This is a genomic window from Alteriqipengyuania halimionae (assembly GCF_009827575.1).
Taxonomy (GTDB): Bacteria; Pseudomonadota; Alphaproteobacteria; order Sphingomonadales; family Sphingomonadaceae; genus Alteriqipengyuania_A; species Alteriqipengyuania_A halimionae.
On sequence record NZ_WTYR01000001.1, the window covers coordinates 476,288 to 493,211 of the forward strand.

Consider the following 16,924-nt stretch of genomic DNA (forward strand, 5'->3'; position numbering starts at 1 on the left):
CTTGTCGCCCTAGTGTCAGCGCGTCAGCTTCAGCAGCCGTGCGTTGTCGCCATCTTCCAGCACATAGACCGCACCATCCGGCCCCTGCACGATCTCGCGCAGGCGGTTGTCGAAATCGTAGCGCGCGGTTTCCTGCGCGTTCGTGCCGTCGAACGAAACTTCGGAGATCGACTTGGTCTTGAGATTGGCGATCAGCAGCTTGTCACGCCAGGCGGGGAACATGGCGCCCGAATAGAACAGCATGCTTCCCGGCGCGATCACGGGGGTCCAGCCGACTTTCGGCTTTTCGAACTCGGGGCGGGTGTCGTTGTCGGGGATCGGCGAGCCGTCATAGTTCACGCCGTTGGAAACGATCGGCCAGCCGTAATTGGTGCCGGGTTCGACCAGGTTGAGCTCGTCGCCACCCTTGGGGCCGTGTTCGAGATCCCACAGCCGCCCTTGGCTGTCGAATTCGAGGCCGAGGATGTTGCGATGGCCCCAGCTCCACAATTGCGCCGAGACGCCGCCTTCGCTTGCCAGCGGATTGCCCGCGGCAGGCGTGCCGTCGAGATTGAGCCGCACGATCGAGCCGAGATTGTTGCTTGTATCCTGCGCCGGATCCTTTTTCTGTCGCTCGCCCGAGGCGACGAACAGATACTGGCCGTCGGGCGAGATCGCGAGCCGGTGCGAATAGTGCCCGCGTCCGGTCACCTTGGGATCCTGTCGCCAGATCACTTCGAGGTCCTCGACCGCGCATTCGTCGGCAACCCAGCAGCGCAGCGTGCCCTTGCCGACCGCCGCGCCTCTGGTGTCGCCCGGACCGGCCTCGGCCCAGCTCAGATAGATCGTACGCGTATCGAGCCTGGGCGCGCTTTCCGACGGGAGGAAGGCAACGTCGCCAAGACCGCCTTGGCCGCCATAATCGACGTCCGGGAGCCCGCTGACCGTGATCAGGCGCGGCGTATCCGCAGCGGTATCGAAGATCCGCGCAGTGCCCGCCTTCTGGGTGATGAACAGCAGCGGGGTGCCGGGAATGAACGCGGCGGCCCATGGCTCTTCATAGGTGCCGATCGCGGTGACGGTGAAATCCTGCTCGGCCGCGGCCGGACTGGGCGTCGATGTTGCTTCTCTATCCCCGGAAGCGGCAGCGTTGCAGCTTGCGAGAAAAAGGCTGGCGGCGGACAATGCGAATGCGCTTTTGAGATAGGTCATGTTTGCTTCAACGCCCCATACCGGATTCGGCTCCGACGCGGATCGTCTCGTCATCGGCGTGGACGAGGCCGGGCGTGGCCCACTGGCCGGTCCGGTGGTCGCCGCCGCCTGCGTTTTGTGCAAACCGCGCCCGCCCGGCCTGGCGGACAGCAAGGTGCTTTCGGCCAAGCAGCGCGCCGCGCTCGTCACGCCGATACGGGCGCGTTGCGCCTGGGCTCTGGGGGTGGTCGAGGTCGACGAGATCGACCGGCTCAACATCTTCGGTGCGACGATGCTGGCGATGACGCTCGCGGTCGCCCGGGTGGTCGACGCGCTTGGGCGCGAGCCCGACGAGGTGCTGATCGACGGCAATCTGACGCCCTCCGGTCGGCGCGAGGAGTGGCGCTGGCCCGCTCGCGCGATCGTGAAGGGCGACGCGAAGGAGCCGTGCATCTCCGCCGCCTCGATCCTCGCCAAGGAGCACCGCGACGCCGCAATGCGCGATCTGGCCGCCGCCCATCCGCATTACGGCTGGGAGCGGAATGCCGGCTACGGCACGGCCGAGCATATCGCGGCGCTGCGCACCCATGGCCCGACCCCGCATCACCGTCGCAGTTTCGCGCCCGTGGCCCAGCTCACGCTGCTCTGATCGCAGGCACGGCACGATTGGTTAACGGCTCGCCGCACGGCACCCGGGCTGAGTCTTCCGCGCCACACCCCCAGATATGGAGTCGCCGGATTCTACGGTGACTCAACATCTTGTGCGCGACTCTTCCCATCGTGTCGGTAACGTTTTGTTAACCATATACGCCGAGCTTCTTATGCCTTGACGGAGCACCTGTGGGGACTCCAACGACCTTGGCAACAGGACAAAGGACGGTAAGGATGGGGCAGGTGATCGAGACGAAGGCCAAGGGGGCTGCGCAGGTTGCGCACAAGGGCAAGGCGGCTTCGCGTCTTACCGCAGAAGATCTGCGTAAACTATTGCCTCTCGGGGAAATTCTTGATGGCGATTGCATCGAGGCGATGCGCTCGCTGCCCGACAACAGCGTCGACATGGTGTTCGCCGATCCGCCCTACAATCTCCAGCTCGGCGGCGATCTCAACCGGCCCGACGGCAGCCATGTCGATGCGGTGACCGACGATTGGGATCACTTCGACAGCTTCCGCGCCTATGACGAATTCACCCGCGGCTGGCTCGCCGAAGCGCGCCGGGTGCTCAAGCCCAACGGCTCGCTGTGGGTCATCGGCAGCTACCACAATATCTTCCGTGTCGGCGCGACGCTGCAGGATCTGGGCTTCTGGATCCTCAACGACATCATCTGGCGCAAGACCAACCCGATGCCCAATTTCCGCGGCACGCGCTTCACCAATGCGCACGAGACGCTGATCTGGGCCGGGATGGGCGAGAAATCGCGCTACACCTTCAATTATCGCGCGATGAAGACGCTCAATGACGAGCTCCAGATGCGCAGCGACTGGGTGCTGCCGATCTGCTCGGGTGCCGAGCGCTTGAAGGAAAACGGCCACAAGGCGCACCCGACGCAGAAGCCCGAAAGCCTGCTCTATCGCGTGATGCTGGCGACGACGAACAAAGGCGACGTCGTGCTCGATCCCTTCTTCGGTACCGGCACCACCGGCGCGGTGGCCAAGCGCCTGGGCCGCGAATGGATCGGTTGCGAGCGCGAGAGCAAGTATCGCCGGGTTGCCACCGCGCGCATCGAAAAGGAACTCCCGCTCGATGAAAGCGCAATCACCACCATGCAGGCCAAGCGCAGCGCACCGCGCGTCGCGTTCGGCGCGCTGGTCGAGGCAGGCTACGTGAAGCCGGGCACTGTGGTGTTCGACAAGAAACGCCGCTGGGAAGCCACCGTCCGCGCCGACGGTTCGCTGGTTTCGAACAAGCAGGACGGCTCGATCCACGCACTCGGCGCAAAGCTGCAAGGCGCACCGAGCTGCAATGGCTGGACCTTCTGGCATTTCGAGGACGGAAACGAGATCAAGCCGCTCGACGCCGCGCGCGATCTCTACCGGCTGGCCACCGAGGATTAACCCGAGGGATCGCGGCTTCGGGCCTTACTTCCCGTTGACGCCCAGCCGCCAGAGCAGCGCCATGATCGCGCCCTTGGCTGGCTGGATCAGCCCGATCGAGAGGATCGCGAAAGGGATCACCAGCGCCAGCACGAGGCCGAGCGTCGAGAGGATATCGGCCGTTGCCAGCGCGATCATGATCGGCGCCATGATATGGCCGGTCAGGAAGATCGAGACATAGGCCGGAAAATCGTCCGCCCGGTGCCGGTCCCAATCCTTGCCGCAGACCGGGCATTCTTCCACCGGCTTGAGAAAGCGCGGCATCAACGTTGCCTCACCGCAATGGGGGCAGCGATTGCGGATCCCGCGCCACACGGCCTCCCAGTTCGACGAGGCGGGGGTGAAGCCGGTCTGCGGCTCCACCGTCTCGGCTTCACTCCGATTCATCGAGAGCCCCCGCCGTCTCGTCGCATTCGACCCGCTCCTGACGCCGGCGCGCGATCTCGGCATTCTGGCGATCCTGCGCGCGGTTCCCCGCAATCGCGACCACGACGAACAGCGCCATGAGGAGAATGGAAACGATGATCATAAAGACAGGCATGATGGACGCGCTTTAGAGGCTTGCAGGCCCGGAGGCCATAGGTCTGGCCGAGCGCCGAGGCTCAAGACGCAGGATTGACACGAGGGCCGTACCGACCTCTATAGGAAAATTGCGCCGGGGCTCGAAACCATCACACCCGTGCCCGATGCCAGCCCCACTCTCGGTGAGGCCGGTGCCGCCAGCGTATCGCCCACCGCCGTCCTCACCATCTATATCCCGTCGGAGGCCCCGCAGGACAAGGTCACACGCGCGATCGACGCCATCCTCGCTGCGCATCCGTGGGAGGTGCCGGTGATCGAGGTGAGCGAGACGAGGCTCGTCATGTGCGGGTGAGGAGGGGTTGGCCCGGTAGGACTGCCGTGGTCAAAACGGCGCGGCGATGATCGTCAGCAGATTGTCGACGAAGCGGCGGGGGAGCGGTCGGCTGGTGGCCTCTTCGCGGTCGATCTCGGTGGCGTCTGCCAGCCAGCGTTCCTGGCGTTCGCGAAGCTGAGTGGCGAGCGCGGCGGATTCGAGCAGGATGTTGTTTTCGAAATTGAGCTCAAGGCTGCGGCGGTCCATGTTGGACGAGCCGATCAGCGCGAGCCTGTCGTCCACCACGATCGTCTTGGCGTGGAGCAGGCCGCCGCGATATTCGAAGATGCGCACGCCTGCCTTTGCCAGCATCGGGTAATAGGCGCGACTGATCGCGCCGACGATCCGGTTGTCGTTGCGATGCGGGAAGACGATGCGAACCGCGACCCCGCGGCGCGCAGCGGCCATGATCGCGCCGATCAGCGGCGGATCGGGCGCGAAATAGGGGGTGGTGATCGTCATGCCGGTCTGCGCGGCTGCCAGCACGGCCACGAACATGTCGGTCATCGTGCCGCGCGGCGACAGCGGACCGACACCGCTGGCAATGGCGGCGATACCATCGGGTAAGGGCCGCGGCGGGTCCGCTTGCATCGCGGCGTGCATGTCCTCGCCCGTCTCCAGCGTCCATGAGGCGGCGAAGATGATGTCCGCCTGTCGCGCCACCGGCCCCTCGAAGCGCGCGAGGATATCGACCCAGGGCGCGAATGTGCGCTTGGGAAGAAAGGCAGGATCGGCGCAGTTCTGGCTGCCGCAATAGGCGATGCGCCCGTCGATCACGGCGATCTTGCGGTGATTGCGCAGATCGGCGCGATGCCCGACGAGAAAGCCCAGACCGAGCGGCGTTTCGAGCAGGCTGCAAAGCTGTGCCCCGGCTTTGCGCATCGCAGGCCAGTGGACGGATCGGATCAGGCCGCGCGAGCCCACCGCATCGGCGGCGATCCGGCATGTCACGCCGCGCCGCGCCGCGCGGCAGACGGCCTCCACCACTTTGGTGCCGTTATGGTCCTTGAGCCAGATATAGAACGACAGGTGGACCACGTGTCGGGCAGCATCGATGTCGGCCACCAGCATCTCGATCGCGGCATCGGAATCCGGCGCGAGGATCGCTTTGTTTCCCGTGGCAGTGGGCCATCCCGCCGCGGCCTCGAAGGTTCGGAAGGCGTTGCCGGTCAGCCCGTCCAGCCTCGCTTTCGGTGACGGGTCCGGTGCGAAGGGGACCAGGTCTTGTTCGGCCTGGCGCGCATGCTCGCGAAAGGCTTTGGAAATCCATGGCTCGCCGAAGATGAGGTAGAGGATCACGCCCGCCACCGGCAAGGCGATCAGCAGCACCACCCATGCCGCCCGCGCATCGGAATCGCGCTTGTCGAACAGCACGGCGCGCACGATCACGGCGAGATGGATCGCGACGAGCACCAGGCCCGCAACCTTGCTCCAATCGATCAAGTGCTTTCCTTCCTGCCGATGACGTTGGCCTATTCTCTACCGTATTTCCGGCAGGCCGATAGAGCGAGCCGCTTTTCGGGCCAGGTCGGGCAGCGGTGGCTCTGTCCTACTGTCGCCGTCCGCGCTACGAAGGGTGCATGAACGCGCTTTATCTCGCCCCGAAGATTCCTTCCTCAGGACTGTGTAACACCCGGTCCATGGTTCAGCTTCCCGCCTACGAGGCTGAACGATGAGCGCCGTCTACATCCGCCCGACCGCGCTCGCGGCCTCGCCGCAAAGCGAGGAGGGGGAGGCGATCCGGCTCGCGGGGGGGATGGTCTATGCCTCGCGCTTCGCAGTGATCGTGCGCGACAGCGCCGAGGACGGGGGGCGTGTGGTGTCGCGCACACGGTGCGGCGTCGAGGCGATGCCAGATGTGCTCGGCGCGCTGCCCGACGACCTGGCTGCAGAGGCCGAAGCGCAATGGGGTAATCTCACCCTCGCGCATCCGCCGCTCGAAATGGGCGCGCGGACGGTGCGGATGGACCAGCCGCAAGTGGTCGGCATCCTCAACGTCACGCCCGACAGCTTCTCCGATGGCGGGGCGTTCATGGATGATCCCGACGCGATGCGCACCCAAGCCGCCGCGATGTGCGAGGGCGGGGCGGCGATGATCGATATCGGCGGCGAAAGCACGCGGCCCGATGCGCGCGAAGTGTGGGAAGGCGACGAGATTGCGCGGGTCGTCCCCGCGGTCGAAACTGTATCCGGGATGGGCGCGGCGATCAGTGTCGACACGCGCAAGGTCGGCGTGATGGAAGCCGCGCTTCAGGCAGGGGCACATGTGGTGAACGACGTATCCGCCCTGCGCCACGATCCGCGCGCGCTCGAGTTCGTGGCGGATCGCGGTGTGCCGGTGATCCTGATGCACGCGCCGGGCGACGGGCCGAACCCGCACGAGGACGCGGATTACGGCAATGTCGTGCTCGACGTGTTCGATGGGTTGAAGGAACGGCGCGATGCGGCGCTGGCGGCGGGAATCGCGGCGGGCAGGATCCTGCTCGATCCCGGCATCGGCTTCGGCAAGTCGCTGGCCGAGAACCTGGCGCTGATCAACGCGCTCCCGCTGTTCCACGCGCTCGGCCACCCGCTGATGCTGGGCGTGAGCCGCAAACGGATGATCGGTGCGCTCTCGAACGAAGCGCGCGCGCACGAACGCCTCGGCGGCAGCATCGCGCTGGCGATGAAAGGCATGGAGGCGGGCTACCAGCTCCTGCGCGTCCACGACGTTGCCGAAACGGTGCAGGCGCGCAACGTCTGGCGCGGTTTGCGCGACGCCGCGCTGACGGACTTCGCGGAGCTGCCGGGCTAGGCCGCGTTGTCGATGCCTAGATCGGAGAGCTTGCGGTAGAGCGTGGAGCGCCCGATCCCGAGGCGGCGGGCCACTTCGGTCATGCGGCCGCGGTAGTGGCCGATGGCGAGGCGGATGACGTCGGCCTCGATCTCCTCGAGCGGGCGCAGATTGCCGTCCTCGGCGTAGAGCATCACGCCCGCGCTCTCGGACTGGCGGCTGCCGCTCGAACCGCGATCGGGCACCACCATGCTCGATAGCTGGGGGAAGTCCTCGCTGGTCAGCGCATCGCCTTCGGTGAAGACGGCGGCGCGGAACAACACGGCCTGGAGCTGGCGGACATTGCCCGGCCAGTCGAACGCGGCGAGCAGGGCGATCGCGCCGTCGGTGATACCGAGCTGGCGCAAGCCTGGTTGCTCGGCGATCTGGGCGAGGAAATGGCGCGACAGCGCGGCGATGTCTGTCGCTCGCTCTCGCAAGGGCGGCACGTCGATGCGGGTCGCGGAAAGCTGGCCGTAGAGGGCTTCGCTGAACAGGCCGGCCTCGACCAGCCCTTCGAGCTTGCTGTCGCAGCAGGCGAGGATGCGCGTGTCGATACGGAAGCCGTAGGTGGCGCCGAGCGGGCGCACGGTCTTGCTTTCGATGACTTCGGCCAGCCGTTCCTGCGTGGCGAGCGGCAGGCGATCGATCGAATCGAGCGCGAGCGTACCGCCGTCGCAATTCTGGAGCGCGCCGGTCTGATTGTCGAACGCCCCGGCAAAAGCGCCTTTCTCATGCCCGAACAGCGCCGAATCGATCGCGCTGGCGGAAAGATCGGCGACATCGATGAGCTTGAACGGCCCCTTCGCGCGCGGCGATGCGGCCTGCATCGCGCGCACCAGCATTTCCTTGCCGGTGCCGTTCTCGCCTTCGATCAGGACGTAGCCGTGCCCGCGCGCCGCCTTGGCCGCGACGGCCAGTGCATTGCGGAATGCGGGGGCGGCGCCGATCATCGAATCAAAGTCGCCCCTCGCCTTGATCTTCTCGGTCAACGGAGCGAGCTCGTTCTGCGGGCTGCCGCGCCGCGTCGCGCCGTTTACCGCCTGCATCACCTTTTCCGGCGCGACGGGCTTGACCAGATAGTCGCTCGCCCCCGCGCGCATTGCCTCGACCGCGAGCAGAGGCGACGTGTTCGCTGTCAACATCATGATCGGCAAAGCGGGGCGGCGGGTCTTCATCTCGGCGATCAGCTCGCAGACATCGTCACCCGGGACCGATTGATCGAGAACGATCGCCGAAAGCTGCATGCCTTCCTGCGTGCCCAGGGTGGCAATGGCACTCTCGGCATCCTCGACACAAACCGTTCGCCAACCTTCGCGCGAGGCCTGCTTTGCAACGCTCTGGGCCTGGTTGCAGTCGCGATCGATGATCATCAACAGTCGCGAATCTTCGTGTTCCATGCTGCGGAATGCCTTCAAACTGTCCCTGTGCGGGACGATTCATAGCGTGAATGCGTAAATTTGCCATTAAGTGACAGGTGAATTGTGCATTCGAGGCGCGAGGGATGGGCTTGAGCAAGCGCGATGGGCGCGATAGGGATTGCGAAACAAATTCAAGGGAACACCGCCGCATGGCCAAAGTCGATATGAAGAGCGCCACATCCACCTATGACCGCTTCATCGGTCTGCTCAAATGGGCAGTGCCGGTCATTGCGCTGATCGTGCTCTTCGTCGTCCTTCTGATCGCCGACTGAGTCTCACCGCATGGCCGAAACGATCCGCATCGCCGTTCTCAATGAGACTGAGGAGGGCGAGCGCAGGGTCGCGGCCACGCCCGAAACAGTCGGGAAATTCGCCAAGCTGGGGGCTGAACTCGCGGTCGAACAGGGCGCGGGCGATGGGGCGCGCCAGTCGGACGAGGCTTATCGCGAAGCCGGCGCCAAGGTCGGCACACGGCTCGAAGTGCTCGACGGCGCAGATATCGTGCTTGCCGTGCGCGCGCCCGATCCGGCAGCATTGAAGGGTGCGAAGGCTGGCGCGTGGATCGTCGCCATGCACGATCCCTTCCAGCGCACCGAGCGGGTGGAAGCTTATGCCAAGGCCGGGCTCGAAGCGTTGGCGATGGAATTCATGCCGCGCATCACCCGAGCGCAATCGATGGACGTGCTGTCGAGCCAGTCGAACCTCGCCGGGTACAAGGCGGTGATTCATTCGGCCGACACCTTCGGCCGCGCGTTTCCGATGATGATGACGGCGGCGGGCACGGTCAGCCCGGCCAAGGTGTTCGTGATGGGCGTGGGCGTGGCGGGGCTGCAGGCGATCGCGACGGCCAAGCGGCTGGGCGCGCAGGTCTCGGCGACCGATGTTCGATCAGCCACCAAGGAACAAATCAAGTCGCTGGGTGCGAAGCCGATATTCGTCGAGAGTGTCGAAGGGATCGAGGGCGAAGGCTCGGGCGGTTACGCCACCGAAATGAGCGACGAATATAAAGCCGCCCAAGCCGAACTTGTCAGCGATCATATTGCCAAACAGGATATCGTTATCACCACCGCGCTGATTCCCGGCCGGCCCGCGCCCAAGCTGATTAGCGACGCGCAGATCGCCAGCATGAAGCCCGGTAGCGTGATCTGCGATCTCGCGGTCGTTCAGGGCGGCAATGTCGAAGGCAGCGCGCCCGATGAAGTCGTGGAAAAGCACGGCGTGACCATCATCGGCTTCTCCAATACGGCGGGCGAGCTCGCTGCCGATGCCAGCGCGCTCTATTCGCGCAATCTGTACAACTTCCTATCGGCCTTCTGGGACGCGGAGCAGGGCAGACCCGTGCTCGACGAGGAAATCGGCGACGCCGTGCGACTGACGCAGGGCGGAGAAGTGGTGAACGAGAGTCTCTAGCGCCAGTCCGGTCTGGGCACGCGACGAAGCGCGCATCTGAATTCAATCGCCTCCCGTATCTCCTCCTGCAAACGCAACAGGAGAGAGATTATCATGCGTAATACGATCAAGATCGCCGGAGCCGCCATCGCCCTCAGCATGGCCACGACCGGCTGTATGTCGATGGATGGTGACATGATGGATGACGATGTCGCCTATGTCGATGGCGCCGCCATGTATGCCAGCAAGAACATCGTCGAAAACGCGATGGAGAGCCCGATCCACACCACGCTTGTCGCCGCCGTGAAGCAGGCCCAGTTGGTCGATACGCTGATGGGCCCCGGCCCATTCACAGTATTCGCCCCGACCGACGAAGCTTTCTCGCGCGTGCCGCAAGCCACGCTGAACGCGGTTATGATGGATGAGAACCGTCCGCTGCTGCAGAAAGTGCTGACTTACCACGTGGTGCCCGGTAGCGTCACCTCGGCGGACCTCGTGAAGCTGATCCGTGAAGGCGGCGGCAAAGCGATGGTAACCACCGTCGAGGGCGGTCAGCTTACCTTCACGCTGAAGGACGGCAACGTGATGATCATGGGGCAGAACGGCAGTTCGGCATGGGTTACACAGGCTGACGTGATGCAATCGAACGGCGTGATCCATGTCGTCAACGGCGTGCTCATGCCCGCCATGTAAAGTTTGCCCCATTCCCGGGGCATTGCGGGGACCGTTCGCTACCTACCCCCTTTCTGGCGAGCGGTCCCCTTTTGCGTCTACGCTCGACAGGCGGACAACGGCTTGTCATAAATCCCTGCGTTCGAGCGAGGGGAGAGCACGTGGACTTCATTTCGATCCTGTCGATTTTCGTGCTGGCGTGTTTCGTCGGCTATTATGTCGTGTGGTCGGTCACGCCCGCGCTGCACACGCCGCTGATGGCGGTGACCAATGCGATTTCCAGCGTGATCATCGTCGGCGCGCTGATCGCGGCGGCGGCGGCCGACGTGCCGGGGGCCAAGTGGCTGGGGCTACTCGGCATCGTGCTCGCCAGCATCAATATCTTCGGCGGCTTCGCGGTCACGGCGCGAATGCTGGCGATGTACAAGAAGAAGGAGAAGAAGTGATGTTTTCTCTCCTCGCTGCTGCGCCAGTTGCCGAATGTATTCGCGACGATTGCAGTTCCACAAATCCGATGACCTATGACCAGATGGCGATGCAGACCGCAGAGGTGGCCACATCGCACGGTCCCGTGAACCCGTGGGTCGCGTTGGCCTACCTCATATCGGGCGTGTTCTTCATCCTCGCGCTGCGCGGGCTCTCCAGCCCCTCGACCAGCCAGACGGGCAACCGCTTCGGCATGGCGGGGATGCTCATTGCGGTGATCACTACACTGGTGACGCATGAGATCGCTTCGCTGCCCGAAATTCTCGCCGCGATTGTGCTCGGCGGTGCCATCGGGTTCGTTATTGCCCGCCGCATCGCGATGACGGCGATGCCTGAACTGGTCGCCGCATTCCACAGCCTCGTCGGCCTCGCCGCTGTGCTGGTGGGCTGGGCGGCCTACCTCAACCCAGCGGCGTTCGGCCTGCTCGATGCCGGGGGTGCGATCGATCCGACCAGCAAAGTCGAGATGGGCCTCGGCATCGCGATTGGCGCAATCACCTTTTCGGGCTCGGTCATCGCCTTCCTCAAGCTCTCCGGGAGGATGAGCGGTTCGCCGATCCTGTTGCCCGCGCGCCACGTCATCAATCTCGGCACGCTGGTCGCAATTCTCGTCTTGGTGGGGATGTTCGCGCATACGCCGGGTGCGGAAGCGAACCTGCCTTTCATCATCGCCTTGACGATCGCTGCTTTCGCCATCGGCTTCCTGCTGATCATCCCCATCGGCGGGGCGGACATGCCGGTCGTGGTGTCAATGCTGAACAGTTACTCGGGCTGGGCGGCGGCGGCGATGGGCTTCACACTGGGCAACACCGCGATGATCATCACCGGCGCGCTGGTCGGGTCGTCCGGCGCGATCCTCAGCTACATCATGTGCCGCGCGATGAACCGCAGCTTCCTCTCGGTGATCGCGGGTGGTTTCGGTGCCGACGACAGTGCGGCGGGCGGCGGCGAAGCGCGCGAGCAGCGGCCCTACAAGCAGGGCAGCGCCGATGATGCGGCTTTCATGCTCGAACAGGCGGAGAAGGTCATCATCATCCCCGGCTACGGTATGGCGGTTGCCCAGGCGCAGCACGCGTTGCGCGAAATGGCCGATGTCCTGAAAGAGAAGGGCGTCGAGGTGAAATACGCGATCCACCCCGTCGCCGGACGCATGCCGGGGCACATGAACGTGCTGCTGGCCGAAGCCAACGTGCCCTATGACGAGGTGTTCGAGCTGGAGGACATCAACAGCGAATTCGCGCAGGCCGATGTAGCCTTCATCATCGGTGCCAACGATGTGGTCAATCCGGCGGCGAAGACCGATAAATCCTCGCCCATCTACGGCATGCCGGTTTTCGATGTTGGTGCGGCCAAGCAGGTGTTCTTCATCAAGCGCAGCATGAATGGGGTGGGCTATGCCGGCGTCGACAATGACGTGTTCTACATGGACCAGACGATGATGCTGCTGTCCGACGCCAAGAAGATGGTCGAGGAAATCGTCAAGGCGCTCGACTAAGGCGGCCCGGGATTGCCTACGCCCTGGTCAGCATTTGCGTGCGGCAGATGATCGAAACGCAGCCTTTGAGCCGCAACTGGCTGCCCTTGCGGTCGAACTTCGCATTGAAGTAGCGACCGTCATCGGGATTGTAGCCCTTGCCCTTGTAGGCATTTCCGCTCGGCTTGAGGTTCCAGAACACGGTCAGGCCCACCAGCTTGCGATCGCGCTTGGACGCGTCGGGATTCTTGGTGTCGCGCGCACCGCCGGCGGGTTGGGCCACGAGGATGCGCTGGATCTTGCCGCACATTGCGTCGCCGCAGCGATAGATACGGACCACGCTCCGCCTGTCGGCCAGTTTCCAGTCGCCCGTGATTGATTCAGCCGGGGCGGAAGCGGTGGAAGGGGCGGCAGTGCCGACGAGGGCGAGCGGTGCAGCCAATGCGAATGCAGCAGTGATCGTCTTCATTCCCACACCGTAACTTGCCTAATCGTGCAAGGCACGTGATAAGTTGCATTGCAAATGAAAACCTTGGGAGAGGTCCATGCACAAATCGCTATTCGCCGCCGCCGCGCTCACCGCGCTTGTCGCTGCCACGCCCGCACTGGCCGAAACGCATCGCGTCTCGCCGGGAGAGGGCGCGCAGGAGCGATTGCAGGAAGCGCTGATCCTGGCCGAACCCGGTGACGAAGTGTTGCTCGACGCGGGGCGCTATGCGCTGACCGACGGGCTCAGCCTCGATGTCGACGGGGTGACCGTGCGGGGAGCCGGACCGGCGGCGACAATCCTCGATTTCTCCACCCAGCAGGCGGCAGGAGAAGGGCTGCTGGTCACCTCCGACGACGTCACCCTGCGCGATTTCGCGGTCGAGAACCCGAAGGGCGACGGGATCAAATCGAAGGATGCCGACAATATCGTCTATTACCGCATCCGCGTGACGTGGACCGGCGGGCCGGCGGCGACAAACGGCGCCTACGGTATCTACCCAGTCGAAAGTACCGGCGTGCTGGTCGATGCGAGCGAAGTCTCGGGCGCGTCGGATGCGGGTATCTATGTCGGGCAGTCGTCGAAGATCACCGTGCGCAACTCGGTCGCGAGCGAAAACGTGGCGGGGATCGAAATCGAGAACAGCCGCGATGCCATCGTCGAAGGCAATTTCGTTACCCGCAATACCGGAGGCATCCTGGTGTTCGACCTGCCCAATCTGCCGGTGATGGGCGGGGGCAATGTGCTGATCCGCAACAACCTCGTGATCGCCAACGATACCGACAATTTCGCGCCCGAGGGCAATATCGTCGCCAGTGTCCGGCGCGGCACCGGGGTGATGGTGATGGCGAACGAGAATGTCTGGCTGCAGGACAATGTCCTGACCGACAATGCGACCGCCGAAGTGATGGTGATCGCCTATCCGCTGAGCTTCGACGATCCGGATTACAATCCCTATCCGCGCGATGTCGTCGTCGCCACGAATACGCTCGGTGAAGGCAGCGATAATCCGGATATCGAGGGTGGTGAAATGCTCGCTGCGGCGTTTGGCGGCAAGCTCCCGCCGATCCTTTGGGACGGCTTGAGCGAGGGCGGCGACCGGACGGCCCTGATGGTGCATCCCGACTATGCGGGCTGGACTCTCAATCTTCAGCGTCAGGGGCAGCGGCTCGAGGAAGCGCAGCCCGGCCCGCTCGATGCGCCAGCCTATGGGCAGGGATGGAATATCGATGATTGGGGTGCGCCGGCAGAACTGGAGGCGCGGCTGAAGTGATCGCACGGCTTGCCCTCGCGGCCTCGCTGGCGCTGGCGACCGCAGCGGTTGCTGCGCCTCGGCCAGCGCCTGTCGATCAGGCTGCCGTCCTCGAAGGCATGCCGCGCTCGCTTTCCGATTACGGATTTTTCCTCGGCGGACCCGATCACCCTGCCGAAACGCTGATCCCCTACGCGCTGCGCAATCCGTTGTTCTCCGACTATGCGGAGAAGCATCGTTTCATCCATTTGCCGGACGGCGCGCGATTGACGGTCGGTCCGGACGGGCGGGTCGATTTTCCGGTCGGGACGGCGCTGATCAAGAGTTTCGGCTATGACGGCGAGGGCGGCACGCTCGACGTGATCGAAACACGTGTCCTGCTGCGGCGCGAGGATGGCTGGCTCGCGCTGCCCTATGTCTGGAACCAGGATCACAGCGACGCGGCGCTGAAAGTCGCGGGCACGCGGATCCCGGTGGCCTTCACGGATCCTTCGGGCGAAGCGCACCGGATCAGCTACGCCGTGCCGAACAAGAACCAGTGCAAGCAATGCCACAGTCGCAACGGCGTAATCGCGCCGATCGGTCCGGTTTGGCAGGAGATGGTCTTCCCACGCGAAGGCGATCGTGAGCGGGTCGCCGAGCGGACCTCGTTTCCGCCCAACACCTTGAGCCCAAGCGCGCGGTGGGACGATCCGGACGCGCCGATCGCGGCCCGCGCGGGTTCCTATCTCCGCGCCAATTGCGCGCACTGCCACAGCCGCGAAGGGGCGGCTAGCAATAGCGGACTCTACTACGACGAAGCGCTCGGTCCTTATGCGGTCAGCGGATGGCGCAAGCGTCCCGTGGCGGCGGGACGGGCAAGTGGCGGGTTCGAATATGTAGTGGACCCGGGCAAGCCGTCGCAATCGATCCTCATTCACCGGATGAAAAGCGTCGACCCCGGCATCGCCATGCCCGAAATCGGCCGCGCGACCGTCCACAAGGAAGGCGTGGCCGTCGTCGAGGAATGGATCGGGACGGAAACCGGCCGATGAAGTGGGTCTGGCGCATCCTCGGCGCGGTGGTCGTGTTGGGGGTGATCGGCTTTCTCGTTTTCCGCACGCCCGATACCGATCCTGGGGACATGCGCGCCAAATATGGCGGCGCGCCATCGCAATTCGTCACGCTCGACAATGGAATGACCGTGCATCTGCGCGACGAAGGGCCGCGCGATGCACCTGCAATCGTCCTGCTGCACGGCTCCAACGCCGATCTCCATACGTGGCAGCCATGGGTCGAGGCCCTGCGCGAACGGTATCGCGTCATACGGTTCGACCAGCGCGGGCATGGGCTGACGGGACCGGGCACTGGCGATATCTATGCGCTTGAGGCCTTCGTCGGCGATGTCGACGCAGTGGCCGATGCGCTCGGTCTCGACCGGTTCGTGCTCGGCGGCAATTCGATGGGCGGCTGGATCGCGGCGGGCTATGCGATCGAACATCCGGAGCGGCTGGATGGGCTGGTACTGGTCGACGCGGCCGGCGCTCCGATCGAGCGCGAGGGCGGCGGAAACCTTGCTTTTACCTTGGCACGTTTGCCCGGATTGGGGGCCGTGCTGAGCCAAATGCTGCCGCGCTCGCTGGTCGAAAAGAGCCTGTCGCAAAGTGTGTCGAACCAGGCGGTGGTGACGCCTGAAGCGGTCGATCGTTATTGGGAGCTCACGCGCTATCCGGGCAATCGCGATGCCACCCGTGCTCGGTTTTCGACTGAGCGGCGTGCCTTTACCGCAGAGGATATCGCGTCGCTCGACATCCCGACGCTTGTGATGTGGGGAGAAGAGGACGCGCTGATCCCGGTGGAAGCTGCCCGTTGGTACGGCACACACCTGTCGCGCAGCACGCTCGCGATCTATCCGGGGATCGGCCACCTTCCGATGGAAGAAGCGCCCGCCCGGTCCCTGGACGATCTCACCCGCTGGTTGAAAACGCTCGGCCCGCAGGAACCTGTCTCGTAGCAGCGTTGTGCATGTGCGAGCGCCACGCGCTGGACGCGGCGCCGTTTTGCTGTCTAGGGCAAGCACATACGGGTAACGGAGACTGGCGTGCGCAAACTGGGACTGATCGGGGGAATGAGCTGGTATTCCAGCCGGATGTATTACGAGCAGCTCAATCGCCGCGTGCAGAAAGCGCGCGGGACGGACCATAGCGCTCCGTTGCTGATCGAAAGCCTCGATTTCCAGATTGCCCGGCAGGCGACGCGGGATGCCGATTGGGAAACGCTGGCCAATGTCATCGCGCCCTCTGCCAAGCGTCTCGAGCAGGCGGGCGCGACGGCGCTGTTGATCGCGGCGAACTCGGTGCACCGGGTTTACGAAGACGTGCAGGACGCGGTCGACATCCCGGTGATCCACGTCGCCGACGAAATCGCCGAACGGGTCAAAGCCGATGTCGATGGCCCGGCCGCGGTGCTCGGTACGCGGCACGTCATGACCGGAAATTTCTATCGCAACCGGTTGATCGAGAACGGCGTGGAGCTGCTGGAACCGGATGAAGCGGTCGTCGCAGAGATCGACGAGATCATCGACACCGAACTGATGGTCGGCAAGGCCACGCGAGACTCGATGCGCGACATGAAGACGATCATCACCAATCTCGAACGGCGCGGCGCCAATGCGATCATCCTCGCCAGCACAGAGTTGGAAATGATTGTCGACGTCGATGCCAACATCATGCCGATCTTCGACAGCACCGCGATCCATTGCGAGGCCGGGGCGGAGTGGATTCTGGGCGGCTGATC

The 16,924-nt window shown here is 64.4% G+C and carries 19 protein-coding genes; 13 read left to right on the top strand and 6 right to left on the bottom strand.

Annotation, left to right across the window (positions count from 1 at the left end):
- Positions 1-15: 15 nt before the first annotated feature.
- On the bottom strand, positions 16-1,191 hold the full coding sequence (locus GRI68_RS02335; protein WP_160615526.1) for a PQQ-dependent sugar dehydrogenase: 1,176 nt from the start codon (positions 1,189-1,191) through the stop codon (positions 16-18).
- On the opposite strand from GRI68_RS02335, the gene GRI68_RS02340 reads away from it, so the two are divergent.
- Positions 1,190-1,819 carry a ribonuclease HII gene (locus GRI68_RS02340; protein ID WP_160615528.1) on the top strand — a complete coding sequence of 210 codons (630 nt, stop codon included), beginning with the start codon at positions 1,190-1,192 and terminating at the stop codon, positions 1,817-1,819. The genes GRI68_RS02335 and GRI68_RS02340 overlap by 2 nt on opposite strands.
- Positions 1,820-2,142: 323 nt before the next feature.
- Entirely contained in the window at positions 2,143-3,222 is a 1,080-nt protein-coding gene (locus tag GRI68_RS02345; RefSeq protein WP_407643359.1) for a site-specific DNA-methyltransferase, read from the top strand.
- Between the two features lie 24 nt (positions 3,223-3,246).
- Here GRI68_RS02345 and GRI68_RS02350 read toward each other — a convergent pair whose 3' ends face one another.
- Complete coding sequence (locus GRI68_RS02350) at positions 3,247-3,648, bottom strand: DUF983 domain-containing protein (RefSeq protein ID WP_160615532.1); 402 nt, start codon at positions 3,646-3,648, stop codon at positions 3,247-3,249.
- On the bottom strand, positions 3,635-3,802 hold the full coding sequence (locus GRI68_RS02355) for a hypothetical protein (protein ID WP_160615534.1): 168 nt from the start codon (positions 3,800-3,802) through the stop codon (positions 3,635-3,637). The genes GRI68_RS02350 and GRI68_RS02355 overlap by 14 nt, the downstream gene beginning before the upstream one ends.
- Before the next feature lie 138 nt (positions 3,803-3,940).
- On the opposite strand from GRI68_RS02355, the gene GRI68_RS02360 reads away from it, so the two are divergent.
- Positions 3,941-4,135, top strand: coding sequence for a hypothetical protein (locus GRI68_RS02360; RefSeq protein ID WP_160615536.1), 195 nt, complete (start codon positions 3,941-3,943; stop codon positions 4,133-4,135).
- A gap of 30 nt (positions 4,136-4,165) precedes the next feature.
- Here GRI68_RS02360 and cls read toward each other — a convergent pair whose 3' ends face one another.
- Positions 4,166-5,599, bottom strand: coding sequence for a cardiolipin synthase (cls, locus tag GRI68_RS02365; RefSeq protein WP_160615538.1), 1,434 nt, complete (start codon positions 5,597-5,599; stop codon positions 4,166-4,168).
- A gap of 229 nt (positions 5,600-5,828) precedes the next feature.
- On the opposite strand from cls, the gene folP reads away from it, so the two are divergent.
- Positions 5,829-6,950 (top strand): dihydropteroate synthase, encoded by a 1,122-nt coding sequence (folP, locus tag GRI68_RS02370; RefSeq protein WP_160615539.1) that lies wholly within the window; start codon positions 5,829-5,831, stop codon positions 6,948-6,950.
- Here the strand turns inward: folP and GRI68_RS02375 are convergent.
- A complete protein-coding gene (locus GRI68_RS02375) occupies positions 6,947-8,368 on the bottom strand; it encodes a sigma-54-dependent transcriptional regulator (protein ID WP_160615541.1) in 1,422 nt (473 codons plus the stop codon). The two genes, folP and GRI68_RS02375, sit on opposite strands and share 4 nt — an antisense overlap.
- A gap of 170 nt (positions 8,369-8,538) precedes the next feature.
- On the opposite strand from GRI68_RS02375, the gene GRI68_RS13845 reads away from it, so the two are divergent.
- The 5 genes from GRI68_RS13845 to GRI68_RS02395 all read left to right on the top strand — a co-directional run bounded on the left by GRI68_RS13845 (position 8,539) and on the right by GRI68_RS02395 (position 12,431).
- On the top strand, positions 8,539-8,661 hold the full coding sequence (locus GRI68_RS13845) for a hypothetical protein (RefSeq protein ID WP_267902077.1): 123 nt from the start codon (positions 8,539-8,541) through the stop codon (positions 8,659-8,661).
- Positions 8,662-8,671: 10 nt separating this feature from the next.
- Positions 8,672-9,799, top strand: coding sequence for a Re/Si-specific NAD(P)(+) transhydrogenase subunit alpha (locus tag GRI68_RS02380; RefSeq protein ID WP_160615543.1), 1,128 nt, complete (start codon positions 8,672-8,674; stop codon positions 9,797-9,799).
- Between the two features lie 93 nt (positions 9,800-9,892).
- Complete coding sequence (locus GRI68_RS02385) at positions 9,893-10,471, top strand: fasciclin domain-containing protein (protein WP_160615545.1); 579 nt, start codon at positions 9,893-9,895, stop codon at positions 10,469-10,471.
- A gap of 140 nt (positions 10,472-10,611) precedes the next feature.
- A complete protein-coding gene (locus GRI68_RS02390; RefSeq protein WP_160615547.1) occupies positions 10,612-10,896 on the top strand; it encodes an NAD(P) transhydrogenase subunit alpha in 285 nt (94 codons plus the stop codon).
- Positions 10,897-10,979: 83 nt separating this feature from the next.
- Positions 10,980-12,431, top strand: coding sequence for an NAD(P)(+) transhydrogenase (Re/Si-specific) subunit beta (locus GRI68_RS02395; RefSeq protein WP_407643360.1), 1,452 nt, complete (start codon positions 10,980-10,982; stop codon positions 12,429-12,431).
- Positions 12,432-12,447: 16 nt separating this feature from the next.
- Here GRI68_RS02395 and GRI68_RS02400 read toward each other — a convergent pair whose 3' ends face one another.
- The gene (locus GRI68_RS02400; RefSeq protein WP_160615549.1) at positions 12,448-12,879 is read right to left on the bottom strand and encodes a DUF2147 domain-containing protein; all 432 of its coding nucleotides are present in this window, start codon (positions 12,877-12,879) and stop codon (positions 12,448-12,450) included.
- A gap of 76 nt (positions 12,880-12,955) precedes the next feature.
- Here GRI68_RS02400 and GRI68_RS02405 point away from each other — a divergent pair, with 76 nt between their 5' ends.
- From GRI68_RS02405 to GRI68_RS02420, 4 genes are all read left to right on the top strand, one after another.
- A complete protein-coding gene (locus GRI68_RS02405; RefSeq protein WP_160615551.1) occupies positions 12,956-14,170 on the top strand; it encodes a parallel beta-helix domain-containing protein in 1,215 nt (404 codons plus the stop codon).
- On the top strand, positions 14,167-15,183 hold the full coding sequence (locus GRI68_RS02410) for an SO2930 family diheme c-type cytochrome (protein WP_325063744.1): 1,017 nt from the start codon (positions 14,167-14,169) through the stop codon (positions 15,181-15,183). The genes GRI68_RS02405 and GRI68_RS02410 overlap by 4 nt, the downstream gene beginning before the upstream one ends.
- Positions 15,180-16,142, top strand: a complete 963-nt coding sequence (locus tag GRI68_RS02415) for an alpha/beta fold hydrolase (RefSeq protein ID WP_160615553.1) — start codon at positions 15,180-15,182, stop codon at positions 16,140-16,142. Before GRI68_RS02410 ends, GRI68_RS02415 begins: the two co-directional genes overlap by 4 nt.
- Positions 16,143-16,229: 87 nt before the next feature.
- Positions 16,230-16,922, top strand: a complete 693-nt coding sequence (locus tag GRI68_RS02420) for an aspartate/glutamate racemase family protein (RefSeq protein WP_160615556.1) — start codon at positions 16,230-16,232, stop codon at positions 16,920-16,922.
- The last annotated feature ends 2 nt before the right edge of the window (positions 16,923-16,924 follow it).

Bases quoted from the DNA above. Each gene is read 5' to 3' on its own strand.
- GRI68_RS02340 (WP_160615528.1), top strand. From the start codon at position 1,190: ATGTTTGCTTCAACGCCCCATACCGGATTCGGCTCCGACGCGGATCGT.
- GRI68_RS02335 (WP_160615526.1), bottom strand. From the start codon at position 1,191: ATGACCTATCTCAAAAGCGCATTCGCATTGTCCGCCGCCAGCCTTTTT.
- GRI68_RS02350 (WP_160615532.1), bottom strand. From the start codon at position 3,648: ATGAATCGGAGTGAAGCCGAGACGGTGGAGCCGCAGACCGGCTTCACC.
- GRI68_RS02355 (WP_160615534.1), bottom strand. From the start codon at position 3,802: ATGCCTGTCTTTATGATCATCGTTTCCATTCTCCTCATGGCGCTGTTC.
- folP (WP_160615539.1), top strand. From the start codon at position 5,829: ATGAGCGCCGTCTACATCCGCCCGACCGCGCTCGCGGCCTCGCCGCAA.
- GRI68_RS02375 (WP_160615541.1), bottom strand. From the start codon at position 8,368: ATGGAACACGAAGATTCGCGACTGTTGATGATCATCGATCGCGACTGC.
- GRI68_RS13845 (WP_267902077.1), top strand. From the start codon at position 8,539: ATGGCCAAAGTCGATATGAAGAGCGCCACATCCACCTATGACCGCTTC.
- GRI68_RS02380 (WP_160615543.1), top strand. From the start codon at position 8,672: ATGGCCGAAACGATCCGCATCGCCGTTCTCAATGAGACTGAGGAGGGC.
- GRI68_RS02385 (WP_160615545.1), top strand. From the start codon at position 9,893: ATGCGTAATACGATCAAGATCGCCGGAGCCGCCATCGCCCTCAGCATG.
- GRI68_RS02395 (WP_407643360.1), top strand. From the start codon at position 10,980: ATGGCGATGCAGACCGCAGAGGTGGCCACATCGCACGGTCCCGTGAAC.
- GRI68_RS02400 (WP_160615549.1), bottom strand. From the start codon at position 12,879: ATGAAGACGATCACTGCTGCATTCGCATTGGCTGCACCGCTCGCCCTC.
- GRI68_RS02405 (WP_160615551.1), top strand. From the start codon at position 12,956: ATGCACAAATCGCTATTCGCCGCCGCCGCGCTCACCGCGCTTGTCGCT.
- GRI68_RS02415 (WP_160615553.1), top strand. From the start codon at position 15,180: ATGAAGTGGGTCTGGCGCATCCTCGGCGCGGTGGTCGTGTTGGGGGTG.